General features: G+C 71.7%; 18 protein-coding genes and 1 tRNA gene. 12 read left to right on the forward strand and 7 right to left on the reverse strand.

Annotated features, from left to right (window positions below):
• The first annotated feature begins 2 nt into the window (after positions 1 to 2).
• Together AB0K08_RS08585 and AB0K08_RS08590 are read left to right on the forward strand one after the other, a co-directional pair.
• Positions 3 to 1,361 carry a 3-oxoacyl-ACP reductase gene (locus tag AB0K08_RS08585; RefSeq protein ID WP_363353383.1) on the forward strand — a complete coding sequence of 453 codons (1,359 nt, stop codon included), beginning with the start codon at positions 3 to 5 and terminating at the stop codon, positions 1,359 to 1,361.
• Complete coding sequence (locus tag AB0K08_RS08590; RefSeq protein WP_363353385.1) at positions 1,361 to 2,302, forward strand: MaoC/PaaZ C-terminal domain-containing protein; 942 nt, start codon at positions 1,361 to 1,363, stop codon at positions 2,300 to 2,302. Before AB0K08_RS08585 ends, AB0K08_RS08590 begins: the two co-directional genes overlap by 1 nt.
• Here AB0K08_RS08590 and AB0K08_RS08595 read toward each other — a convergent pair.
• The 4 genes from AB0K08_RS08595 to AB0K08_RS08610 all read right to left on the reverse strand — a co-directional run bounded on the left by AB0K08_RS08595 (position 2,287) and on the right by AB0K08_RS08610 (position 8,153).
• Entirely contained in the window at positions 2,287 to 3,528 is a 1,242-nt protein-coding gene (locus AB0K08_RS08595) for a glycosyltransferase (protein ID WP_363353387.1), read from the reverse strand. The two genes, AB0K08_RS08590 and AB0K08_RS08595, sit on opposite strands and share 16 nt — an antisense overlap.
• On the reverse strand, positions 3,525 to 5,693 hold the full coding sequence (malQ, locus tag AB0K08_RS08600) for a 4-alpha-glucanotransferase (protein ID WP_363353388.1): 2,169 nt from the start codon (positions 5,691 to 5,693) through the stop codon (positions 3,525 to 3,527). The genes AB0K08_RS08595 and malQ overlap by 4 nt, the downstream gene beginning before the upstream one ends.
• Positions 5,694 to 5,780: 87 nt before the next feature.
• Positions 5,781 to 6,686, reverse strand: coding sequence for a hypothetical protein (locus tag AB0K08_RS08605; protein ID WP_363353390.1), 906 nt, complete (start codon positions 6,684 to 6,686; stop codon positions 5,781 to 5,783).
• A 150-nt stretch (positions 6,687 to 6,836) separates the two neighbouring features.
• Positions 6,837 to 8,153 carry an FAD-dependent oxidoreductase gene (locus tag AB0K08_RS08610; RefSeq protein ID WP_363353392.1) on the reverse strand — a complete coding sequence of 439 codons (1,317 nt, stop codon included), beginning with the start codon at positions 8,151 to 8,153 and terminating at the stop codon, positions 6,837 to 6,839.
• A gap of 138 nt (positions 8,154 to 8,291) precedes the next feature.
• Here AB0K08_RS08610 and AB0K08_RS08615 point away from each other — a divergent pair, with 138 nt between their 5' ends.
• The gene (locus AB0K08_RS08615; RefSeq protein ID WP_363353394.1) at positions 8,292 to 9,287 is read left to right on the forward strand and encodes a sigma-70 family RNA polymerase sigma factor; all 996 of its coding nucleotides are present in this window, start codon (positions 8,292 to 8,294) and stop codon (positions 9,285 to 9,287) included.
• Between the two features lie 32 nt (positions 9,288 to 9,319).
• Here the strand turns inward: AB0K08_RS08615 and AB0K08_RS08620 are convergent.
• Positions 9,320 to 9,403, reverse strand: a tRNA-Leu gene (locus AB0K08_RS08620).
• A 147-nt stretch (positions 9,404 to 9,550) separates the two neighbouring features.
• On the opposite strand from AB0K08_RS08620, the gene AB0K08_RS08625 reads away from it, so the two are divergent.
• Together AB0K08_RS08625 and AB0K08_RS08630 are read left to right on the forward strand one after the other, a co-directional pair.
• Positions 9,551 to 10,912 (forward strand): M20/M25/M40 family metallo-hydrolase, encoded by a 1,362-nt coding sequence (locus tag AB0K08_RS08625; RefSeq protein WP_363353396.1) that lies wholly within the window; start codon positions 9,551 to 9,553, stop codon positions 10,910 to 10,912.
• A gap of 77 nt (positions 10,913 to 10,989) precedes the next feature.
• Entirely contained in the window at positions 10,990 to 12,120 is a 1,131-nt protein-coding gene (locus AB0K08_RS08630) for an acyl-CoA dehydrogenase family protein (protein WP_363353398.1), read from the forward strand.
• 6 nt (positions 12,121 to 12,126) lie between these two features.
• On the opposite strand, the gene AB0K08_RS08635 is transcribed toward AB0K08_RS08630, so the two are convergent.
• The gene (locus tag AB0K08_RS08635) at positions 12,127 to 12,369 is read right to left on the reverse strand and encodes a DUF5703 family protein (protein WP_363353399.1); all 243 of its coding nucleotides are present in this window, start codon (positions 12,367 to 12,369) and stop codon (positions 12,127 to 12,129) included.
• 73 nt (positions 12,370 to 12,442) lie between these two features.
• On the opposite strand from AB0K08_RS08635, the gene AB0K08_RS08640 reads away from it, so the two are divergent.
• The 3 genes from AB0K08_RS08640 (at position 12,443) to mshC (ending at position 14,980) form a co-directional block, all read left to right on the forward strand.
• Positions 12,443 to 12,748 (forward strand): hypothetical protein, encoded by a 306-nt coding sequence (locus AB0K08_RS08640; RefSeq protein ID WP_363353401.1) that lies wholly within the window; start codon positions 12,443 to 12,445, stop codon positions 12,746 to 12,748.
• Positions 12,749 to 12,833: 85 nt separating this feature from the next.
• Positions 12,834 to 13,667, forward strand: a complete 834-nt coding sequence (locus tag AB0K08_RS08645) for an undecaprenyl-diphosphate phosphatase (protein ID WP_363353403.1) — start codon at positions 12,834 to 12,836, stop codon at positions 13,665 to 13,667.
• The gene (gene mshC, locus AB0K08_RS08650) at positions 13,667 to 14,980 is read left to right on the forward strand and encodes a cysteine--1-D-myo-inosityl 2-amino-2-deoxy-alpha-D-glucopyranoside ligase (protein WP_363353404.1); all 1,314 of its coding nucleotides are present in this window, start codon (positions 13,667 to 13,669) and stop codon (positions 14,978 to 14,980) included. The genes AB0K08_RS08645 and mshC overlap by 1 nt, the downstream gene beginning before the upstream one ends.
• A 7-nt stretch (positions 14,981 to 14,987) precedes the next feature.
• Here mshC and AB0K08_RS08655 read toward each other — a convergent pair whose 3' ends face one another.
• Positions 14,988 to 15,875 carry a PAC2 family protein gene (locus tag AB0K08_RS08655; RefSeq protein ID WP_363353406.1) on the reverse strand — a complete coding sequence of 296 codons (888 nt, stop codon included), beginning with the start codon at positions 15,873 to 15,875 and terminating at the stop codon, positions 14,988 to 14,990.
• Between the two features lie 82 nt (positions 15,876 to 15,957).
• Here AB0K08_RS08655 and AB0K08_RS08660 point away from each other — a divergent pair, with 82 nt between their 5' ends.
• From AB0K08_RS08660 to arc, 4 genes are all read left to right on the forward strand, one after another.
• Complete coding sequence (locus AB0K08_RS08660) at positions 15,958 to 16,737, forward strand: HAD family hydrolase (protein WP_363353408.1); 780 nt, start codon at positions 15,958 to 15,960, stop codon at positions 16,735 to 16,737.
• On the forward strand, positions 16,734 to 17,873 hold the full coding sequence (locus AB0K08_RS08665) for a site-2 protease family protein (RefSeq protein WP_363353409.1): 1,140 nt from the start codon (positions 16,734 to 16,736) through the stop codon (positions 17,871 to 17,873). The genes AB0K08_RS08660 and AB0K08_RS08665 overlap by 4 nt, the downstream gene beginning before the upstream one ends.
• Positions 17,874 to 17,902: 29 nt before the next feature.
• Positions 17,903 to 18,982, forward strand: a complete 1,080-nt coding sequence (locus AB0K08_RS08670; RefSeq protein ID WP_363353411.1) for a tRNA (adenine-N1)-methyltransferase — start codon at positions 17,903 to 17,905, stop codon at positions 18,980 to 18,982.
• A gap of 132 nt (positions 18,983 to 19,114) precedes the next feature.
• Positions 19,115 to 20,749, forward strand: a complete 1,635-nt coding sequence (arc, locus tag AB0K08_RS08675) for a proteasome ATPase (RefSeq protein ID WP_363353567.1) — start codon at positions 19,115 to 19,117, stop codon at positions 20,747 to 20,749.
• The last annotated feature ends 28 nt before the right edge of the window (positions 20,750 to 20,777 follow it).

A 20,777-nucleotide genomic window follows, 5' to 3' on the forward strand; every position in this document is an offset into this window, starting at 1 on the left:
CGATGGCGGCACAGACCGACACCTACACGGCCCTCGTCAACCAACCGCTGGGGAAGAGGATCGCCTCGGCCCTCGGGCTGCCGCAGCCGGCCGTCCTCCGCCGGTACCAACCCGGACAGGCCCTGGTGGAGGGTTCCGTCCTGGTGCTGGGGGACGGGCACGCGGCCGATGAGGCGGCGGCCGTCCTGCTCGACTGGGACCTGGACGTCCGCCGCCAGCCGGCTCCGGCTGACCGCTACGGTGCCGTGGTGGCCTGCTATGACGACGCCGGCACCCCGGCCGACCTGTCCGCCACCACCCTGCAGCTCGGCTCCGTCCAGCGCCAGCTGGGGCGTTCCGCCCGCGTGATCACCGTCTTCCGCGACCCGGCGGGGACCGACGCCCCGGCCGCCCGTGCGGCCCGCCGGGGCGTGGAGGGGATGACCCGTTCCCTGGCCCACGAGATGCGCCGCGGCGCCACCGCCAACGGCCTGGTCCTGGGGGAGGAGACGGCCCTGTCCAGCGCCGGGGCCACCGGAGCCCTCCGGTTCCTGCTCTCGGCCAAGAGCGCCTTCGTCTCCGGGCAGTTCATCCCCGTCACCGCCGTGGCCGGTACGCCGCCGGCCGACTGGGAGCGGCCGCTGGCTGGCAGGGTCGCCGTCGTCACCGGAGCGGCCCGCGGCATCGGGGCCGCCATCGCCGAGACCCTGCACCGGGACGGCGCCACCGTCGTGGGCGTGGACGTGCCGGCCGCAGGACAGGCCCTGGCCGACGTCGTGAACCGGCTCTCCGGCACCGCCCTGCAACTGGACATCACCGCGCAGGACGCCGGTCAGCGGATCCTGGCGCATTGCGCCGCCCGTCACGGACGCCTGGACATCGTGGTGCACAACGCCGGCATCACCCGGGACAAGAAGCTCGCGAACATGGATGCGACGAGGTGGGACTCCGTGATCGCGGTGAACATCGAGTCCCAGCTCGCCATGAACCGGGCCTTCCTCGGGGAGGACGGACGGGGGATCGTGGCCGAGCACCTGCGGATCGCCTCACTCGCCTCCACCTCCGGGATCGCCGGCAACGGCGGCCAGACCAACTACGCCGCCTCCAAGGCGGGGGTGATGGGCATGGTCTCGGCCACCGCCGCGCAGATGGAGGGCTCCCGGCACACCATCAACGCCGTGGCCCCGGGGTTCATCGAGACGGAGATGACCGCCAGGATCCCGGTGGCCACGCGGGAGATCGGCCGTCGCCTGAACTCGCTGCAACAGGGCGGCCGGCCGGTGGACGTGGCCGAGGCGATCGCGTTCCTGGTCTCCGATGCCGCCGCCGGCACCTCCGGGCACACCCTGCGGGTCTGCGGCCAGGGACTGATGGGGGCCTGATGCGGCAACGGCAGCAGATGACCCCCCTGGCGGCGAGCTATCGGGCGGCCCTGGCCACGGCGGCCACGGACGCAGTCCTCCGGCGACGGCGGCCTCCCTCACTGCCGGGGCGCACGGTGGTGGTGCAGGCCCACCGGGTTCCCGAGGACCTGGTGGAGCGGTATTCGAGCCTGTTCCACCGTTCCGGTCAGCCGCTGGACCCGCAGGACCTGCCCTCGGTGCTGGTGCATGTGGCCGCGTTCCCGGCGGCGATGGAGCTGATGGCGGCGCCGGACTTCCCCCTGCCGTTGCTCGGGATGGTGCACCTGGAGAACCACGTGGTGCACCATGCCGCGGTCCCCGCCGGGATGCCGTTGACGGTGGCGGCCTCCGCCACCGGGCTGGCGCCGCACCCCTCGGGGACGTCCGTGGACCTCGTGGTGACGGTGCACGGTCCCGGCGGCGAGGCCGAAGCGGACAGCACGACGGGTGGGGGCCCGCGACTGCTGTGGGAGGGCACGTCCACCTATCTGGCCACCGGGGTGCACCTCGACGGTCAGGAGCGCCCGCCCCGGGCCGGGCACCCGGAGTTCGAGGCTCCGCCCCTGACCGCCCGGTGGGCCCTGCCGGGATCCACGGGCCGGGACTACGCGGCGGTGTCGGGGGACTACAACCCCATCCATCTGAACCCGGTGGCGGCCCGGGCCCTGGGGCAGAAGGGCATGATCGCACACGGCATGTATCTCGCCGGGCGCATGCTGGCCGGCCGCGAGCCGGCGGCCGGCGGCTATTCCTGGCGGATCAGTTTCGCCACCCCGGTGCTCCTGCCCGGGGCGGTGTCCCTGAACGTCGCCCATCCGGCGCCGGGCCACACGGAGGTGACGGCCTGGGACGGCCGCCGGCAGCGGCCACATTTCACGGGGTCCATCACGAGGTCCGTCTCGGCTCAGAGCCCTTCGTAGGCGGCGGACAGCCGGGCGGCCATGGACTCCCAGCCGAACTCGTGGGCCCGGCGCGCCGCCGCCGGGCCCTGCAGCCGCCAGGCCGGAAGGTCCGCGGCGATGCGCTCGAGCTCCTCGGCCCAGGTCTCCGGGTCCAGCCCGTCCACGAGTCGCCCCGTCTGGCCGTCGGCCACCGCATACATCAGGCCGCCCACCCGGTGGGCCATCACGGGCGTTCCACAGGCCTGGGCCTCCAACGCCACCAGGCCGAAGGACTCCGAGAAGCTCGGCACCACCACCACATCGGCGGCCCGGTACATCTCGGCGAGGTCCTCGGCCGAGACCGGACCGGAGACCGTGCACCGCTCGCCGAGGCCGGCCTGGTCCCGCAACCGCGCCAGGTCGAGGCCGTCCGACCCCGAGGCGGCGCCGGTGAGGTGCAGGCTCAGCCCGGGGCCTGACCCGGACCGGCCGTTCACCAGCCCCGCAGCCCGGATCGCCACCTGCGGGCCCTTGTGCCCCTGGATCCGGCCCGCGAAGAGGACCTTGACCCCCTCGGGGTGCCCGGGCCACCGGCGGGCACCGTCGGGATTGAACACGGCGGTGTCCACGCCCGGGGGCACCACCGTGATTCGGGCGGGCTCCGCGCCGTAGTGCCCGATCAGCTCGTCCCGTTCGGCGGGCGTGTTGGCCACCAGCAGGTCCGCCGCCGCGGCGATCTGCTGTTCGGCGGACTCCCGCGTCTCCGGCTCGCTCGACCGTGCGTCGCGGGCGTTCTTGACGGCCGCCATGGTGTGCATGGTGTGGACGATCGGCGCCTTCAGGTCCGCCGCCACGGACAGCCCGGCCAGGCCGGAGAGCCAGTAGTGCGAATGGACCACCCAACGGCAGTCGGAGCCGTGGCATCCCCCCGCCGCGCTCAGTGCGGCGGGGGCGGCGGCGGCGAAGTCGTCCACCCAGCGGGGCAACTCCTCCTTCGGGACGGCGGTGGGCGGGCCCGCACCGACCGGGACCACCCGGGCCCGGGCCGCGCCGGGGACCGCCGGGACCGGGAGGTCCTGGACGCCCTGGCCCGCTCGGTCACGGCGGGTCAGGACCCAGACGGGGTGTCCGCCGGTGGCCAGGGTGATGGCCAGGTGGCGCACGTAGACGTTCATCCCGCCGGCGTCGCCCTGCCCGGGTTGCGCCAGGGGCGAGGTGTGCAGGGACACCATGACCACGCCCAGGGTCTGGGGCGACGGCGTCACGGAGCCAGCTCGCGGTCCACGGCCCTGAGTAGCCGGCTGAAGCCCGGGACGGCGCCCAGGTCGTCGATCAGCACGGGCCGTCCCGCGGCGTCGGCCAGGGGCACCTCCCAGTTGGGGTACTCGTGCTGCTGGGTGCCCGGCTGGTTCTGGATGCGCTTCTCGCCCACGGCGTCCACCAACGCCACGCCGTGCAGCAGGGAGGGCGCCTGGGCCAGGTAGCGGTGGAGCGCCAGCACGACGTCGGCCCGCTCGCCCGTCTCGGCGAGGTCCGGTTCCGCGTCCGGCGGGTAGAGACCCTCCTCCTGCAGGGCCCGCAGGTACGCCCGGCGCTCCTCGGCGGACCGTCGTCGTTCCCCGGCGGGATCGGTCAGCAGGCCGAGCTGTTCCCGCAGATCCACGTGCAGATCCGTGAGGTATCCGGCGGTCGGCGGCAGGTCGTGGGTGTTGACCGAGGTCAGGCACTGCACCCGGTAGTCGCGCGGGGGCCGGGGGACGCCGTCGTGCTGCTCGAACCACAGGATCGAGGTGCCCAGCAGCCCGCGCTCGGCCAGATAGTCCTGGACCCAGGGCTCGAAGGTGCCCAGGTCCTCTCCGACCACCACGGCTGCGGCCCGGTGGGCCTCGAGCGCCAGGATGCCGATCATCGCCTCGTGGTCATACTCCACATAGGCGCCGTCCAGGGGGGACCGGCCCACCGGCACCCACCAGAGACGGAACATCCCGAGGATGTGGTCCACCCGGAGGCCGCCGGCGTGGCGCAACACGGAGCGGAGCATGTCCCGGTAGGCGCGGTAGCCGGTCTCCGCGAGGCGTTCCGGATGCCACGGGGACTGGGACCAGTCCTGGCCCACCTGGTTGTACATGTCCGGCGGCGCCCCCACGGACATCGAGGACACCAGCAGGTCCTGCAGCATCCAGGCATCGGCGTTGTTGCGGTCGGCCCCCACCGCCAGGTCCAGCATCAGGCCCAGGCGCATCCCGGCTGTGCGGGCGGTGGACTGGGCGGCGGCCAGCTGCTCGTCACAGAGCCACTGCATCCACCGGTACAGGCCGATCTCCTCCGCCAACTCCCGGCGGTACCGTTCCGCGAGGACGCCACCGGGGACCAGCCCCGGGTCCCGCCACACCGGGTCGTCGGCCGCCAGGTGTGCGCGGAGGGCGCACCACAGGGCGAATTCCTCCAGACCCTGCCCTTCCTCGGCGCAATAGTCGCGGTAGGCCTGCTCCCGAGCGGGGGAGCGGGGGACCTGGTACAGCCAACGCAGGGCCACCAGCTTGTCCGCATAGGCGGCGTTGCGGTCCAGGGTGTCCGCCATGGTGTTCGCCGCGCGGTGGGAGGACGCCAGCTCGTCCACCTGCGCCCGGTGCTCCGGGGTGCAGTCGGCATACTCGGGCAGGTCCTCGATGCGCAGGTACATCGGGTGGACGAACCGGCGGGTGGAGGGGGAGTACGGGGAGGACACCACGGGCGGGGTGGGGGCGGAGGCGTGCAGCGGGTTGGTCAGCACGAAGTCACCGCCGTGGGCCGCCGCCTGCACGGCCAGACCGGCCAGGTCGTGGAAATCGCCCAGGCCCCAGGAGGCGGCGGAGCGGGCCGAGTACAGCTGGGTGGACAGGCCCCAGCCGCGACGCTGACGGAACACGTCGGCGGTGTCCAACCGGTCCGGCACCACCACCAGGGTGGCCTCCACCCGTCGTTCCCCGTCCGGGCCACCCTCCTCCAGGCTGGCCCGGAGCAGGTGCCATCCCAGGGGGAGGTCCGGTGGCAGTCGGAAGGTGGCCTGGCCCACCGGTTCACCCGACACCTCCTGCGGCTCGGTGAAGTCCTCGAGCTGTTCCAACGGCCACGACCTCCCGTCCTCCAGCACGGCCTCGAGCGAGACGAGGCTGCCGTGGGGGACGTGGACCGGCACCGAGGTGCCGGAGCCCGCACGGCAGACGGTGGTGTGGGGCAGGACGCGGCGCCACGGCGTCAGCCTGCGGTGCTCGAGGGCGGCTTCCAGGCCGGCCAGGCCGTCCGGTTCCACGGCACAGCCCAGCGCCGTGAGGATCTCCGCCAGCGTGGCATCGGAGACCCGGTGTTCGAGACCGTCGTGTCCCCGGTACACCGTCTGGATGCCATAGGCGTGGGCCAGCCGGTGGAGCACGTCACGGGCTTCGGTCATGGCTGGGTGGCCTCTTTCACGTACGGGAGTCAGCGCGGGCACCGGTGCAGGTGCCCTGCAGTCCCGATTATGACAGGCCGGAACACCTCACCCGCGAATCATCGCCGGTGGCAGGCACGCCAGCTGTCGCTCGGTCAGTCCCGAGCGGATCCGGCGGAGGTGGTCCGCCGTGAACACCGGCGCAGCCTCCGTCTTCATCGGCGTCCGCGAGGACCAGGTGAAGGTCACCGAGAGCCGGTCCCGGGCGACCGGGGGCGTGGCACGGTGCAGCAGCCGGCAGTTGTCCGCCACCACGGTGGTCCATCGGGGGCCGGTGGCCGTGGTCACCGATCCGGGGGACACCATCCGGAGCACCTTGGCATCGTCCACGAACCCGGCCACGTAGTGGAGCCGCTCGACCGCATAGAGCGTCTCGACCATGGGGATATAGGCGTACGGTCCGCCCTCGTCGTCGACGTCGTTGAGCCACACCAGGATCTTGACGGTGCGCCGGTCCTCGGCGTCCCGGTGCCACTGGCGCACGCCCACGGTCTGGTTGTTGGCGACCTCCCGGCGGACATCGGCACCGTAGTAGCGAGCGGGCACGCCCAGGTAGTTCTCCACGATGTCCAGCATCCGGTCCTGCAGCCCCCACTGCCACAGGGACAGATCGGCCAGCAGGTCGTCCACGGTGGGCCGCACGGTGCTGGCCCCGGCCGGGGCCAGGGCGGCCAGCGGACCGGCCACCCGCTGCAGGGCGGACTTGAGCGCGTCGGTGGTGGGAACGGCCAGGTCGTCCAGGGGTCCGATGTGGACTCCACCGCGATGGAGGGTGGAGACCAGTGCGGCCTGCTCCGCATCCAGGGCCGGCAGGTGCGGAGCCCACTTGCGGCGCCGTTCCTCATGCCGTCCATCGGACGCCCACCTCAGGGGGGTCACGTGGGTCAGCATCTCTCGTTTGACGCGGTTGGCGAGCCGGCTGAGAGGGCTCGTCACGGCCTCGGCAGTGATCATGGACCGTACCTTAGACGCGCCGTCTGATTGCGGCGAGGTCCGGAAATGGTGTCAGGTGGTGGTGGAGTACCGGCCGGAGCACCACCGCCGCGAACCACGTAGCCGGGACGGGACCGCCTGACCCATTCTGTCAGGGTCGGTCAGGTCCTGTCAGCCCGGCAGCCGGAAGTTGCCGCGGATGATCCCGTGGGGGTCGTAGCGGAGCTTCAGCCGGCGCAGCCGCTGCAGGGAAGCAGCGGGCAACGCATCCGACAGCTGTTCTGAGGGGTTCAGGAACGAGATCGGCTTACGGCCGCTGACGGGGAGTGAGGCGGTGAGTTCTGCCTGCCTGATGCTGATCGACTCCACATCATCCGGCGACCGGGGGGCCCCGAACAGGTAGACGACGTACGGTTCGGCGAGCGGTCCGTGCGGGCTGTCACTCGGCCGGGCCAACGCGCCTCCGAGGTGACGGACCTGCACCGTCATGAGCGGCGCGATCGGAGCGCTCAGGAGCGCGTCGAGGGCGTCGTCGTCAAGACGCGTGAGCAGTTCAGCGCGCGACTGTCCCGGGCCGGGTTCGGCCGGTTCTGCGGTGATCCGTCCGAGGTCGGCCACGCTCATCACGGCCCGGGTATCGATCTGGGGCGCCGGGAGACGGTCGGTTGCCCTCATGAGCTCCCGGGCGGTGTCCTCCGGGCCGAGGAAGGTGGAGTCGATGCCGATCATCGGTTCGGCACCGGGGAGATGGAGCAGTTCGAGCCACAGGGTGAGCTCCTCGGGAGCGGCCTCGGTCAGGGAGCGGTAGACCTCCGCCACGTCGCGGGCGTGGGTCACGGACCAGAGCTGTCGCCCACCGAACACGGTGGGGACGCGGCGCAGTCGCAGCTCCAGTGACGTGACGACGGCGATCTCGCCCCCGCCTCCGCGCAAGGCCCACAGCACGTCCGTGCCGCTCGCTCCGACGCGCCGCACGGTGCCGTCCGCCAGGACGATCTCGGCAGCCCGGATGCTGTCGCCGATCCACCCGAAGGCCCGGCCGAACCAGCTCAGCCCGCCCCCGAGGGCCGCCCCGGTGACCGTCACCTCGGGTGAACTCCCCGGAAGCGCCGTCAGCCCGTGTCCGGCGGCGGCGCGTTGCAGGTCGCCGGAACGAACCCCGGCTCCGATGCGGGCGGTCAGCGCCGAGGGGTCGATCTCGACGGAGTCCAACCGGGCCGTCCGCAGCAGGATGCCGCCCGCGGTCCGTCCGGTCGCGCCGTGACCGCTGGGCTGTGGTGCGACGGGGACCCCGTGGGCCGAGGCGAAGCGCAACAGCCGTGCGATGTCCTCGGCGTCTGCAGCCTCGACCACCGCGCAGGTCGGCTGCTCGACCGCACGGTTCCACGGCAGTCGGGCGTGGTCGAACCCGGTGTCGGCGGGCAACCAGACCCGCCCGCGCACGGCGGTGCGCAGCAGGTTGAGGGTGGTCTGGGAGAGGACAGGCATCGGGACCCCTTGCGTGGCGGTGGAATCGAGTGGGAGGGCGGCCCGGTGGACCGCTCCTACCCATGAGTCGGTCGGGCGCACCGAAACGTGACGAGCGGTGGTCCGATGGGGAGGATGGTGGCAGGCGGAGGGAGAGCGATGACGACGCAACGGCCTGCAGAGGCGATGGGCGGGTTGGCGCGCCGGTTCGCCGTCCACCGGTCCAAGCTCTACGCCATCGCGTATCGCACCCTGGGTTCCCCGTGGAGTGCCGATGACGCGGTGCAGGAGGTCTGGCTGCGCCTGCAACGCTCGGACCACCAGGCGATCAACCACCTCGAGGCCTGGCTCACCACGGTCGTCTCGAGGGTGTGCATCGACATGATCCGGCGGCAGGCCAGCAGGCATGAAGACCTGGAACGGGACCCGGCCGTGGTCGCCGAAGCCGTCCTCACCCCGGACGGCACGGGTCCGGAGGAGTCGGTGGTGCTCGCCGAGGACCTGGCTCTGGCGATGCAGGTCGTGCTGGACAGCCTCGGCCCGTTGGAGCGCCTGGCGTTGGTCCTCCACGACGTCTTCGCGCTCTCCTACGCGGACATCGCCCCGATCGTTGAGCGGACGCCTGCTACGGCCCGGCAACTCGCCTCGCGTGCCCGGGCCCGCCTCCGCACGGTGGACACCAGCACCGTCCGCGAACGTCATGAGGCCGCGATCCAGGCGTTCCTCGACGCGGCACGCCACGGAGATTTCGGCAGACTCCTGCAACTGCTGGACCCGGAGATCGAGCTGCGCGGCGACGGCGCCGCCGTCGACCTCTCCACCGCAGGAGCCGGGCGCGGCGCACCACCCCTGGCCGACGGCATCCGTGGTGCCGACGCGGTGGCGCGGGTGTTCGCGGGCCGCGCCGAGCTGACCCGTCTGGTGTGGGCCGACGGGGTCCCGGCGGCGGCCTACGTCACGGACGGCACCGCCCACGCGGTCTACCTGATCGCGGTCGAGGCCGGCCGCATCACAAGGCTCGACGTGCTCGCAGACCCCGACCGGCTGGTCGCGTTCAACACCGTGCTCAACACCGCGCCGCGAAAGACCGTCCGGCCATTGCCGGACGGCGACATGACCCCGGACGGCGAAATGACCCCCGGCCGGAGAGTCTGATCTCCGGCCGGGGGCCATTCATTCCATCGATGTGCGCGGAGGGGGACTTGAACCCCCACGCCCTTGCGGGCACAGCGACCTCAACGCTGCGCGTCTGCCAATTCCGCCACCCGCGCGCACATTCACCTGTCTGCGGCCTCGAAAGGCAGCGCTGACAATCCTAACACCATTCCCGGGGTGCTCCGCACACCCTGCCGGGCACCCGCACCGGCGCGCCCGTCCACCCCTCAGCACGCCGGGGAGCATCTGACTAGGGTTGGACCATGACCACCTCTGCCCGAGACAACAGTGACACCGGTGAGACCGCTGGCAGCGACGACGCCTCCTTCCGCGAGGAGGTCGTCCGCATCTGCCGGGACCTGATCCGGATCGACACCTCGAACTTCGGCGGCAACGACTCCCGCGGGGAGCGCGAGGCCGCCGAGTACTGCGCCGGCGTGATGCGCCGGGCCGGGATGGAGCCGGAGATCTACGAGTCCTCACCGGGCCGGGCCAGCGTGGTGGGCCGGGTGGCCGGCTGGGACCGCCAGGCGCCGGCCCTCATCCTCCACGGCCACCTCGACGTGGTCCCGGCCGATGCCGCGGAGTGGAGCGTGGACCCGTTCTCCGCGGAGCTGAAGGACGGCATGGTCTGGGGCCGCGGGGCCGTGGACATGAAGGGCATGGACGCCATGATCCTCACGGTCCTGGGGCACCTGCACCGCACCGGGCGCAAGCCGCGCCGCGACCTGATCATCGCCTTCTTCTCGGACGAGGAGGCCGGCGGCGTCTACGGAGCGCGCTGGATGGTGGATGAGCACCCGGAGGTCTTCGCCGGCGCCACCGAGGCCATCAGCGAGGTCGGGGGCTTCTCCACCGAGCTGGACGGACGACGCGCCTACCTGCTCCAGACGGCGGAGAAGGGGTTGGCCTGGCTGAACCTCACCTCCACCGGTGCCCCGGGGCACGGCTCCTCCGTCCACCCGGACAACGCCGTGACCCGACTGGCCGGTGCGATCGACCGCATCGGCGCCCACGAATGGCCCCTGCAGTACACCAAGACCACCCGCGCCCTGCTGGAACAGGTGGCCGAGATCTGCGGGGTGGCCTTCGACGAGTCGGATCCCGCGCCGCAACTCCAGGCCCTGGGCTCCGCCGCCCGCTTCGTGGGCTCCACCCTGCGCAACAGCACGAACCCCACGGGCCTGACCGCCGGATACAAGCACAACGTGATCCCGGGCAAGGCCGAGGCCACCTTGGACGTCCGCTTCCTGCCCGGCGAGGAGGAGGACGTCATGGCCACCCTGCGCCGGCTCGCGGGGGAGGGTGTCGACTTCAGCCACGAGCACCGCGACATCTCCCTGGAGGTGCCGTTCTCCGGCGGGCTCGTCGACCTCATGGTCGAGTCCATCCAGGCCGAGGACCCGGGCGCGCCCGTCCTGCCGTTCATGATGTCCGGCGGGACGGACAACAAGTCCCTGTCCCGGCTCGGCATCGCCGGCTACGGCTTCGCCCCGCTGCAGCTGCCCGCGGACCTGGACTTCACGGGACTGTTCCACGGCATCGACGAACGGGTCCCCGTCTCCGCCCTCGACTTCGGCTGCCGGGTCCTGCACCGGCTGCTCGAACCCCGCTCGGACCACTGAGAGGACGCCGCACGATGATCCCATCGATCCCATCGATCCCATCGAGCCCATCGAGCCCGTCGGCCGTGCCGACGGTGTTGACCGCTGAACTCCTGGCCGGCCTGCGGGACCGGGCCGCGGGGTACGACGAGGCCAACGCCTTCCCCCACGAGGACCTGGCCGAGCTCACGGCGGCGGGCTACCTCGGCGCCCTCGCGACCACCGCCGAAGGCGGGCTCGGCTGGGACCTTCCGGCCGTCGTCGCCGCCCAGAGGGTGTTGGCCCAGCACGCACCGGCCACCGCCCTGGCCGTGAACATGCACCTGATCTGGAACGGCGTGGCGCACGTCCTGCGGCGCCAGGGAGACGACTCCCTGGACTTCGTCCTCCGGGAGTCGGCGGCCGGGGAGGTCTTCGCGTTCGGCGTCTCCGAGGCGGGCAACGATGCGGTGCTCTTCGACTCGGACACGGTGGCCGAGCCGCTGGCCGACGGCTCCTACCGGTTCACCGGCACCAAGATCTTCACCACCCTCTCGCCGGTCTGGACCCGGCTCGGGATCTTCGGCAAGACGCCCGACGGCGGCCGGCTGGTCTTCGGCTTCCTGGACCGTTCCGCAACGGGCTGGGAGGCCGATGACTCCTCGTGGGACATGCTCGGCATGCGGGCCACCCACTCCCACACCACGCGTCTTCAGGGTGCGGTGGTCCCCGCCGACCGGATCGTGCGGCAGATCCCCGCGGGCCCGAACGCGGACCCGCTGACCTTCGGCATCTTCGCGTCCTTCCTGACGCTGGTGGCCGCCGTGTACACCGGGGTGGGGGAGCGGGCCCTCGAGCTGGCGGTGCAGCACCTGGGCCGACGGCGTTCCAAGGTCACGGGTGAGGCGCTCTCACAGGACCCGGTCCTGCGCTACAAGGCGGCGGAGGCCTCGCTGCGTCAGCTCACCATGGACACGCAGCTGCGCTCGGTGGCGGCGGACATCGAGGCCGGGGCAGAACTCGGGGCCGAGTGGTTCCCCCGGCTGGTGGCCAACAAGACGATGGCGGTCCGCACGGCCAAGGCCCAGGCGGACTTCGCCCTCGAGGCCTCGGGCGGGGCGTCTTACCACCGCCGCAACGAGCTGTCCCGGCTCTACCGCGACGTGATGGCGGGGGTGTTCCACCCCTCGGACGACGAGTCCGCACACCAGACCCTGGCGAACGCCCTGCTGGGGCCCGTCACCGGGTGAGTGTCATCACCTGCTGAGCGTCAAGGTCGACCGCACCCGCATGATCCGCCGGCGCATCCAGTACCGGCGCGCGCCGCCGCGGTAGAGGACGGTGCGCTGCAGCTCCCATTTGCCGTACTCGGCGTGCTCCACCACCTTCCGGCGGGCCTCGGCGACCGAATCCCTCGGCGCCACCGTCATGACGAGGTACTCCCACTGCTGCCGCTGCTCCAGCGAGTCCAGCCTGCTGGTGATCTCCTGTTCGCGCATTCATCTCCCTGCCGGTCAGCCTGTCATATGAAACCCTATGCCAGAGCGGGAAAAAGCGGCTACCGTGTTGCCCATGAGCATCGATCCCCGCGTGGCCCTGGAGGCCCTGGTTTCCGCATTCGAAGAACATCTCGCGGCCGCCACCGGCAAGCGTGATGATGACGACCCCGCGGTGGAGTCGGCCTTCTTCCGGGTGGCGGACTCGTTCGAGGCCTACGAGGACGCCCTCTACGCCGCCACCGGTGAGTTCACCCCGCTGGACGTCTACGACGACGATGATGACGACGACGACAACAGCGACGACGACGACAACAGCGACGACGACGATGACAGTGACGACGGGGACGACTCAGACGGCGGCGGCGCGGACGGCCGGTAGCCCCTCGGCCCGCTGAGGTGCCGCCGCCCGCAGGGGTGGGTCGCGGCGCGGGTCAGACCCTGCCGGTGACGTAGGGTTCTCTGATGTGAACTGGTTAGAAGCGATCATCCTGGGCCTGGTCCAAGGCCTGACGGAATTCCTCCCCATCTCCTCCTCGGCACACCTGCGCATCGTCGGTGAGTTCCTTCCGGGGGCCTCGGACCCGGGGGCCGCGTTCACCGCCATCACCCAGATCGGTACCGAGCTGGCCGTGTTGATCTTCTTCTGGAAGGACATCGTCCGCATCATCTCCCGGTGGTTCGGATCGCTCACGGGCAAGGTCGGGCGTCACGACCCCGACGCCCGGATGGGCTGGCTCATCATCATCGGCTCGATCCCCATCGGCGTGGCCGGGCTGCTCTTCGAGGAGTCCATCGACACCTCGTTCCGGTCCCTGTGGATCGTGGCCACCACGCTGATCGTGTTCGGCCTGCTGCTGGCCGTGGCCGACTCCCTCGGCAGGCAGACCAAGCCGCTGGAGAAGCTGACCCTGCGGGACGGCATCCTCTACGGGCTGGCCCAGATGATGGCCCTCATCCCCGGCGTCTCCCGTTCCGGCGGCACGATCACCATGGGCCTGGCCCTCGGGTACACCCGCGAGGCCGCGGCCCGATACGCCTTCCTCCTGGCGGTGCCCGCCGTCTTCGCCTCCGGCTTCTACAAGCTGTTCAAGGCCCTGTCCGACCCGGGGCAGTCGTCCGCCTATGGTATGGGGGAGACCCTCGTCGCGACCCTCGTGGCCTTCGTGATCGGCTATCTGGTCATCGGCTGGCTCATGCGGTACATCACGACCAACTCGTTCAAGCCGTTCGTCTGGTACCGCATCGGACTCGGCCTCCTGCTCTACATCCTGCTCGGCTTCGGAGTGATCAACGCCTGATGGAATCCTGGAACACCCCTCTGCCCGCCCGGTTGCCCGTCCAGCCGGACCGGCTCAAGCTCTATGACACCGCCTCCCAGTCGGTGCGCCATCCCGGCAACCTGGCCGAGGCCTCCCTCTACGTCTGCGGTATCACGCCCTATGACGCCACCCACCTGGGCCACGCCAACACCTACGTGACCTTCGACCTGCTGAGCCGGTACTGGCGGGCCTGCGGCCTGCCCGTCACCTACGTGCAGAACGTCACGGACGTGGACGATCCGCTGCTCGAGCGGGCCACCGCCACCGGCGTGGACTGGCGGGACCTCGCGGCCGAGCAGACCGAGCTGTTCCGCTCGGACATGGAGGCGCTGAACGTGCTCGCCCCGGACCACTACGTCGGGGCCACCGAGACGGTGGACTGGGTCGTCGCCTCCGTGGAGGCGCTCGTGGCCAACGGGACGGCCTACCCGGTGCCGGGCGCCGGTTCAGAGCCCGACGGCGACATCTACTTCTCCATCGACGCGGCCCAGGAGGCCACGCACTGGACGCTGGGCAGCGTGGGACGTCACAGCGCCGAGGAGATGGCCACGGTGTTCCCGGAGCGCGGCGGCGATCCGGACCGGCCCGGCAAACGCCATCCGCTGGACCCCCTGCTCTGGCGGGTGGCCCGCCCCGGCGAACCGACATGGGAGGGCCGCTCCCTGGGCACCGGTCGCCCCGGCTGGCACATCGAGTGCTCCGCGATCGCCCGCCGCCTGCTGCCCGCGCCCTTCACCGTGCAGGGGGGCGGTTCGGACCTGCGGTTCCCACACCACGAGTTCAGCGCCGCCCACGCCACGGCCGCTGACGGCCAGCCGCTGGCCCAGGCCTTCGTCCACGCCGGGATGGTGGGACTGGACGGGGAGAAGATGTCCAAGTCCCTGGGGAACCTCGTGCTCGTGTCGAGACTGCGGAGCCAGGGGGTCGAGCCGGTGGCCATCCGCACCGCGCTGTTGTCCAACCACTACCGGGACGACTGGGACTGGACCCCGGAGCTGATGACCCGTTCCATGGACCGGGTCGCCCGCTGGCGCCGGGCCCTGGAACTCCAGGAGCCGGGAGACGGCGCCGCCCTGCTGGCGGCTGCCCACCGGGCCCTGTCCGATGACCTGGATGCACCGGCCGCCCTCGCCCAGGTCGACCGGTGGGCCGATGAGGCCCTGGCCAGAGACGACCGGAACCCCGCCGGACTCGGGCCGGACGGGGCGTCCGGGACGCAGGCGGCCGACGTCGACCCCTCAAGCCCCGATGTGCGCGCCGCCGTCAACGGGCTGCTGGGCCTTACGCTGTAGTCCGGCGCTAGTCCCGGCCCCGGCGCCGCAGGTACCGCTCGAACTCCTCGGCGATGGCCTCGCCGGTGGCCTCGGGAAGCTCCTCGGTGTCCCGCGCGCGTTCCAGCTGCTCCACATAGGCCGCGACGTCCGGGTCCTCGCCGGCCAGCTCGTTGACGCCGCGCTCCCAGGCGGCGGCGTCCTCCGCGAGGTCCGTGAGGTCCAGGGGGATCTGCAGGAGATCCTCGATGCGGCGCAGCAGGGCCAGTTCCGCCTTCGGGGAGGGGGCCTGGGAGACGTAGTGGGGGACGGTGGCCCACACGGAGACGGTCGGCAGCCCGGACCGCGCGGCGGTGTCCGTCACCACGCCGACGATCCCCGTCGGACCCTCGTAGGTGGGCCGCCTCGCCCCGAGCAGTTCCCGCAGCTCGGGGTCGGCGCTGGAGGGGGAGGCCGGCAGGGGCCGGGTGTGGGGGACGTCTGCCAGCAGGGCACCCAGCATGATCACGGCGTCCACATTCTGCTCGGCGGCGTGGGTGAGCAGCTCCGCAGTGAAGGCCTGCCACCGGAAGCTCGGCTCGGCCCCGGACACGAGGACCACGTCCAGGCCGTGGAGGTCGCTGGCGCGGTACATCCGCGTCCGCGGCCAGGACAGCGTCCCCAGCCCGTCCGCGTCCCGCACCACCGTGGGGCGGGTGAACTGGTAGTCGTAGTAGTCCCCGTCCGTCAGTGATCCGGCCGCCGAGGCATGCCACTGGTGGCGCAACGCGTCGACCGCGCTGGTGGCCGCGTCGCCGGCGTCGTTCCAGCCCTCGAAGGCCGCGATCATGACCACCGGCCGGCGACCGGTGACCGTCTCGACCAGGTGGTCCCGCCATCCCGTCCGCTCGGCCGGGGTTCCGTCCATCTCTGCCATGACTGCCACCCTAGACCCGTCTGAACGGCCGGTGCCAGACGCGCCGGGAGGAGCCCCCCCTGACGCAACTAGACTGGGCGGCATGCCCCTTCGACCCACCCCCGGTGTGCCCGCCCCCCAGGACCTCGCCTCCGCTGCGGATTCAGTGGACACAGCGGACACAGCCCACGACCTCGGCGCGGGTCCTCTGCCCCATGCGGTCTTCTGGGACATGGACGGCACCCTCGTGGACACCGAGCCGTGGTGGAACGAGAGCCAGCGCACCCTGGTGGAGCAGGACGGCGGCCAGTGGACCACCGGGCTCGCCCACTCGCTCGTGGGCCAGGCCCTGGACCACGGGGCCCGCCTGCTGCAGGAGGCCGGGGTCACCCTCGGGATCGGCGAGATCATCGAGCGCACCATGACGGACGTGACCCGCGCCGTGCGCCGGTCCGTGCCCTGGCGTCCGGGGGCCCGGGAGCTGCTGACCGCCGTGGGCCAGGCCGGGGTCCCCTGCGCGCTCGTCACCATGTCCCACGCCCCGCTGGCCGCGGCGTTCGCCGAGTCCCTGCCCCCGGGGACGTTCGACTTCCTCGTCACGGGGGACATGGTGCTGCGCGGCAAGCCGGATCCGGAGCCGTACACCACGGCACTGGAGGTCATGGCCCGCCGGCACGACGACCTGGACCCGGCGGCCTGCGTGGCGGTCGAGGACTCCCTGCCGGGGCTGCTGTCCGCGGCCGGCGCCGGATTGGCCACGGTGGCCGTCCCCCATGTGATGACCCTGCCGGAGGACCCCCGGTGGGAGCAGTGGACCACGCTGGCCGGGCGGACGCCCCGGCACCTGGGCCTGGTGGCCGCCCGCCGATCGGCGGCCTCGTGAGCCCCGAGACGCTCGAGGACGCGGTGCCCCGCAGGGGCATGCTCCGCCTGGGCAGCCTGATCGGGGTACCCGTCTTCCTGTCCTGGAGCTGGTCGCTCATCGCACTGTTCGTGGTGGTTCTGTTCGGGCCCCAGGTCCAGCGGCTGTTCCCCGAGTTGGGGGCCGGTGCCTACGGGATCGCCTTCCTGTACGCCGTGCTGCTGCTGCTGTCCGTCCTGGTCCATGAGCTGGCCCACGCCGCCAGCGCCAAGGCGTTCCGGTGGCCCACCACGGAGATCGTGCTGAACCTGTGGGGCGGGCACACCCAATTCGGCTCGTTCCAGGCCACCCCGGGCCGGTCCCTCGTCACCGCGCTGGCCGGCCCGGCCGCCAACGTCCTGTTGGCCCTGGGCGGCCAGCTGCTCCTGGCCCTGGCAGATCCCGGCGGCGTCGGCAGCCTCCTGCTGGGCATCTTCACCTATGCGAACTGGCTCGTGGCGATCTTCAACGCCCTGCCCGGACTGCCCCTGGACGGCGGCAGGATCATCGAGTCCGCCGTCTGGGCGGCCACGGGGGACCAGGACAAGGGGACCATCGCCGCCGGGTGGGCGGGACGCGTCATCGTGGTGGGCCTCGTGGTCGGCGTGATCGTGGTGCCGCTGGTGCAGGGCCGGCTGCCGGACATCCCCCTCATCGTCATCCTGGTGATGGTCGGCTACTTCCTCTGGAGTGGAGCCACCGAGTCGATCCGAGGCGCCCAGCTGCGGCTCCGGGTGCCCAGCCTGACGGCGGCGCAGCTGATGCACCCCGCCATCGGCCTGATGAGCACCGCCACCGTGGCCGAGGTCCGGGCCCGGCCCACCGGTACGCTCACCGTGCTCGTGGGGCCCCAGGGCGTCCCGGAGGCCATCGTGGACGAGTCCGCGCTGGCCGGCGTCCCGGAGCAGGACGCCGGCGCGGTCCCGGCCGCCGCCGCCGCCCGGGCCCTGACCCACGGGGCCCTGGTCCGGGCCACCGACGCCGGCCGCCCCCTGGTGGACCGGCTCGCCGCCGTGGAGGGAGCCGAATACGCTGTACTGGCCCCCGACGGATCCGTCTGCGGCGTGCTCCGCCAGTCCGAAGTGGTCCAGTGGCTGACCACCGGCCGCCGCCGCTGAACCCGACCTATCAGAAGGACTACCTCCGCATGACCGAATCCCCGATCGATCCCCCCACCGACCAGCCCACCGACCAGCCCGCCGACGTGCCGGCCGGCGCCGGCGAGCGCCGCGGCCCGCTGCGTCCCGGTCAGCGCGTCCAGCTCAAGGATGCCAAGGGCCGTCTCAACACGGTCACCCTGACCGAGGGGGGCCAGTTCCACAGCTACCAGGGCGTGCTGCACCACGACGAGCTGATCGGTGGCCCGGACGGGATCGTGGTCACGAACTCGGCCGGACACGACTACCAGGTGCTGCGCCCGCTGCTGAGCGACTTCGTGCTGTCCATGCCCCGCGGGGCCACGGTCGTCTACCCCAAGGACGCCGGCCAGATCGTCCAGATGGCGGACGTCTTCCCGGGGGCCACGGTGGTGGAGGCCGGCGTCGGCTCCGGGGGGCTGTCCATCTCCCTGCTGCGCGCCGTGGGGGACGCCGGGGCGCTGCACTCCTATGAGCGCCGGGAGGAGTTCGCCGATGTGGCCCGCGCCAACGTCCAGACCTTCTTCGGCGGCGAGCATCCGGCCTGGCAGATCCACCTGGGAGACGCCCAGGACCGGATGGTCCAGGTCCACGAGCCGGGCTCGGTGGACCGGGTGGTGCTGGACATGCTCGCCCCGTGGGAATGCCTGGACGCGGTGGCCACGGTGCTGGCCCCCGGCGGGGTCTGGATCAACTACGTGGCGACCGCGACCCAGCTCTCCCGCGTGGCGGAGGCCATCCGCGAGGACGGCCGGTTCACCCAGACCGAGGCCTCGGAGACCATGGTCCGCGGCTGGCACCTCGACGGCCTCGCCGTCCGGCCGGATCACCGCATGGTGGCCCACACCGGGTTCCTCCTGCTCTGCCGCCGCCTGGCGACGGGACAGGAGGCCCTGACCCTGAAGAAGCGGTCCAAGGTGTCCGAGTTCAAGGCGGTCGACGTGGAGGCCTGGCAACCGGCCGATGAGTCCCGGTGGACCCCCCAGGCCCTCGGTGAACGGCCCGTCACGGACAAGAAGGCCCGCAAGGCGGCACGCGAGGCGGCCTCGATGGAACAGCGGGGTGCGCGGCGGCACCTGGAGGATCTCTGACCTAGGATGGATGGGCAAGGCTGACCTCAGGCATTCCGAGAATCCTCGATCCGGTTGGCCGGAAAGGTCTCCGTGAGCGATCCCACCACCGCCGGAACCCACACCGACGGAACCACCCCCGCAGACTCCGGGCTGACGAACCAGCTGGATGCGGCCCGACGCCGCGCCACCACCCTCGTGGAGAAGAACCGGACCCTGGAGTACCAGTTGCAGACGGCGGCGCGGAACAACCGCCGCATGGTCGAGGTGCTGGACCAGACGCGGCTGGAGATCACCACGCTCAAGGCTGCCCTCGAGCTCGACGGTGAGGCCCCGTTCGCCTTCGCCACCGTGCTCCAGGTGCACGCGGCCCGCGAACCTGTGGAGGGCACCGAGATCGCCGCGGCGGTCCAGGGCGGGGTGGACGTGCTGCACAACGGCCGCCGCCTGCGCGTCGCGCTGTCCCCGCTGCTGGATCCGGCCCGGATCACCCAGGGCTCCGACGTCCTGCTCAACGACTCCCTGACGATCATCGCCCTGTTGGAGGCTGAACGCACGGGGGAGCTGGTCCGGGTCAAGGAGACGCTGGACGACGGCCTGCTGGTCGTCGTCGGCCGGGGCGATGAGGAACGCGTGCTGCGGCGCGCCGACCGGTTGACCGCCCAGCGCATCCGGGTCGGCGATGCCGTGACGGTGGACGCCCGGACCGGCCTCGCCCTGGACCTGGTCCCCCTGAACGAGGTCCAGGACGTGGTGCTGGAGGAGGTCCCGGACGTCAGCTACGAGGACATCGGTGGCCTGACGGAACAGATCGACCAGATCCGCGACTCCATCGAGCTGCCCTTCCTGCACCCCGGCCTCTACCGCGAGCATGGGCTGAAGGCCCCCAAGGGCATCCTGCTCTACGGGCCGCCCGGCACCGGCAAGACCCTCATCGCCAAGGCCGTGGCCTCCTCACTGGCGGCCCGGTCCACCGAGGAGCACCGCTCCTACTTCCTCAACATCAAGGGCCCGGAGCTGCTGAACAAGTATGTGGGGGAGACGGAGCGGCACATCCGCACCATCTTCGCGCGGGCCCGCGAGAAGGCCTCAGACGGCTACCCCGTGGTGGTGTTCTTCGATGAGATGGAATCCCTGTTCCGGACCCGCGGTTCCGGGGTGTCCTCGGACGTGGAGACCACGATCGTGCCCCAGCTGCTCGCCGAGATCGACGGGGTGGAGCGGCTCGACAACGTGATCGTCATCGGTGCCTCCAACCGGGAGGACATGATCGACCCGGCGATCCTGCGGCCCGGCCGCCTGGACGTCAAGATCCGCGTCTCCCGCCCGGATGCCGCAGGCGCAGCGGACATCTTCGGCAAGTATGTGACCGAGACCCTGCCGCTGCACGCCTCCGAGATCGAACACCACGGCGGCCGCGCTGCCGCCGTGACGGCCATGATCTCCGCCGCCACGCAGCGCCTGTTCGCCCGCCGCCCCGAGACCGAATACCTCGAGGTCACCTACACGGACGGCTCCACGAGGATCCTGCACTTCGCCGACTTCACCTCCGGCGCCGTCATCGCCAACATCGTGGACCGCGCCAAGAAGCACGCCATCAAGGACTTCCTCGCCGAAGACTCCAAGGGGTTGCGCACCGATCACCTGCTCCAGGCGATCGGGGAGGAGTTCGCGGAGCAGGAGGACCTGCCCAACCACGCCTCACCGGAGGAGTGGGCCCGGATCTCCGGCCACCGCGGCGGCCGGGTCGCCGGGTTGCGCATGCTCCTGCACGGGGAGCCCCGGTGACCCCGGTGCCCCAGGTACCGGCCGACGT

The organism is Citricoccus sp. NPDC055426, from assembly GCF_040677445.1.
Classification (GTDB): Bacteria; Actinomycetota; Actinomycetes; order Actinomycetales; family Micrococcaceae; genus Citricoccus.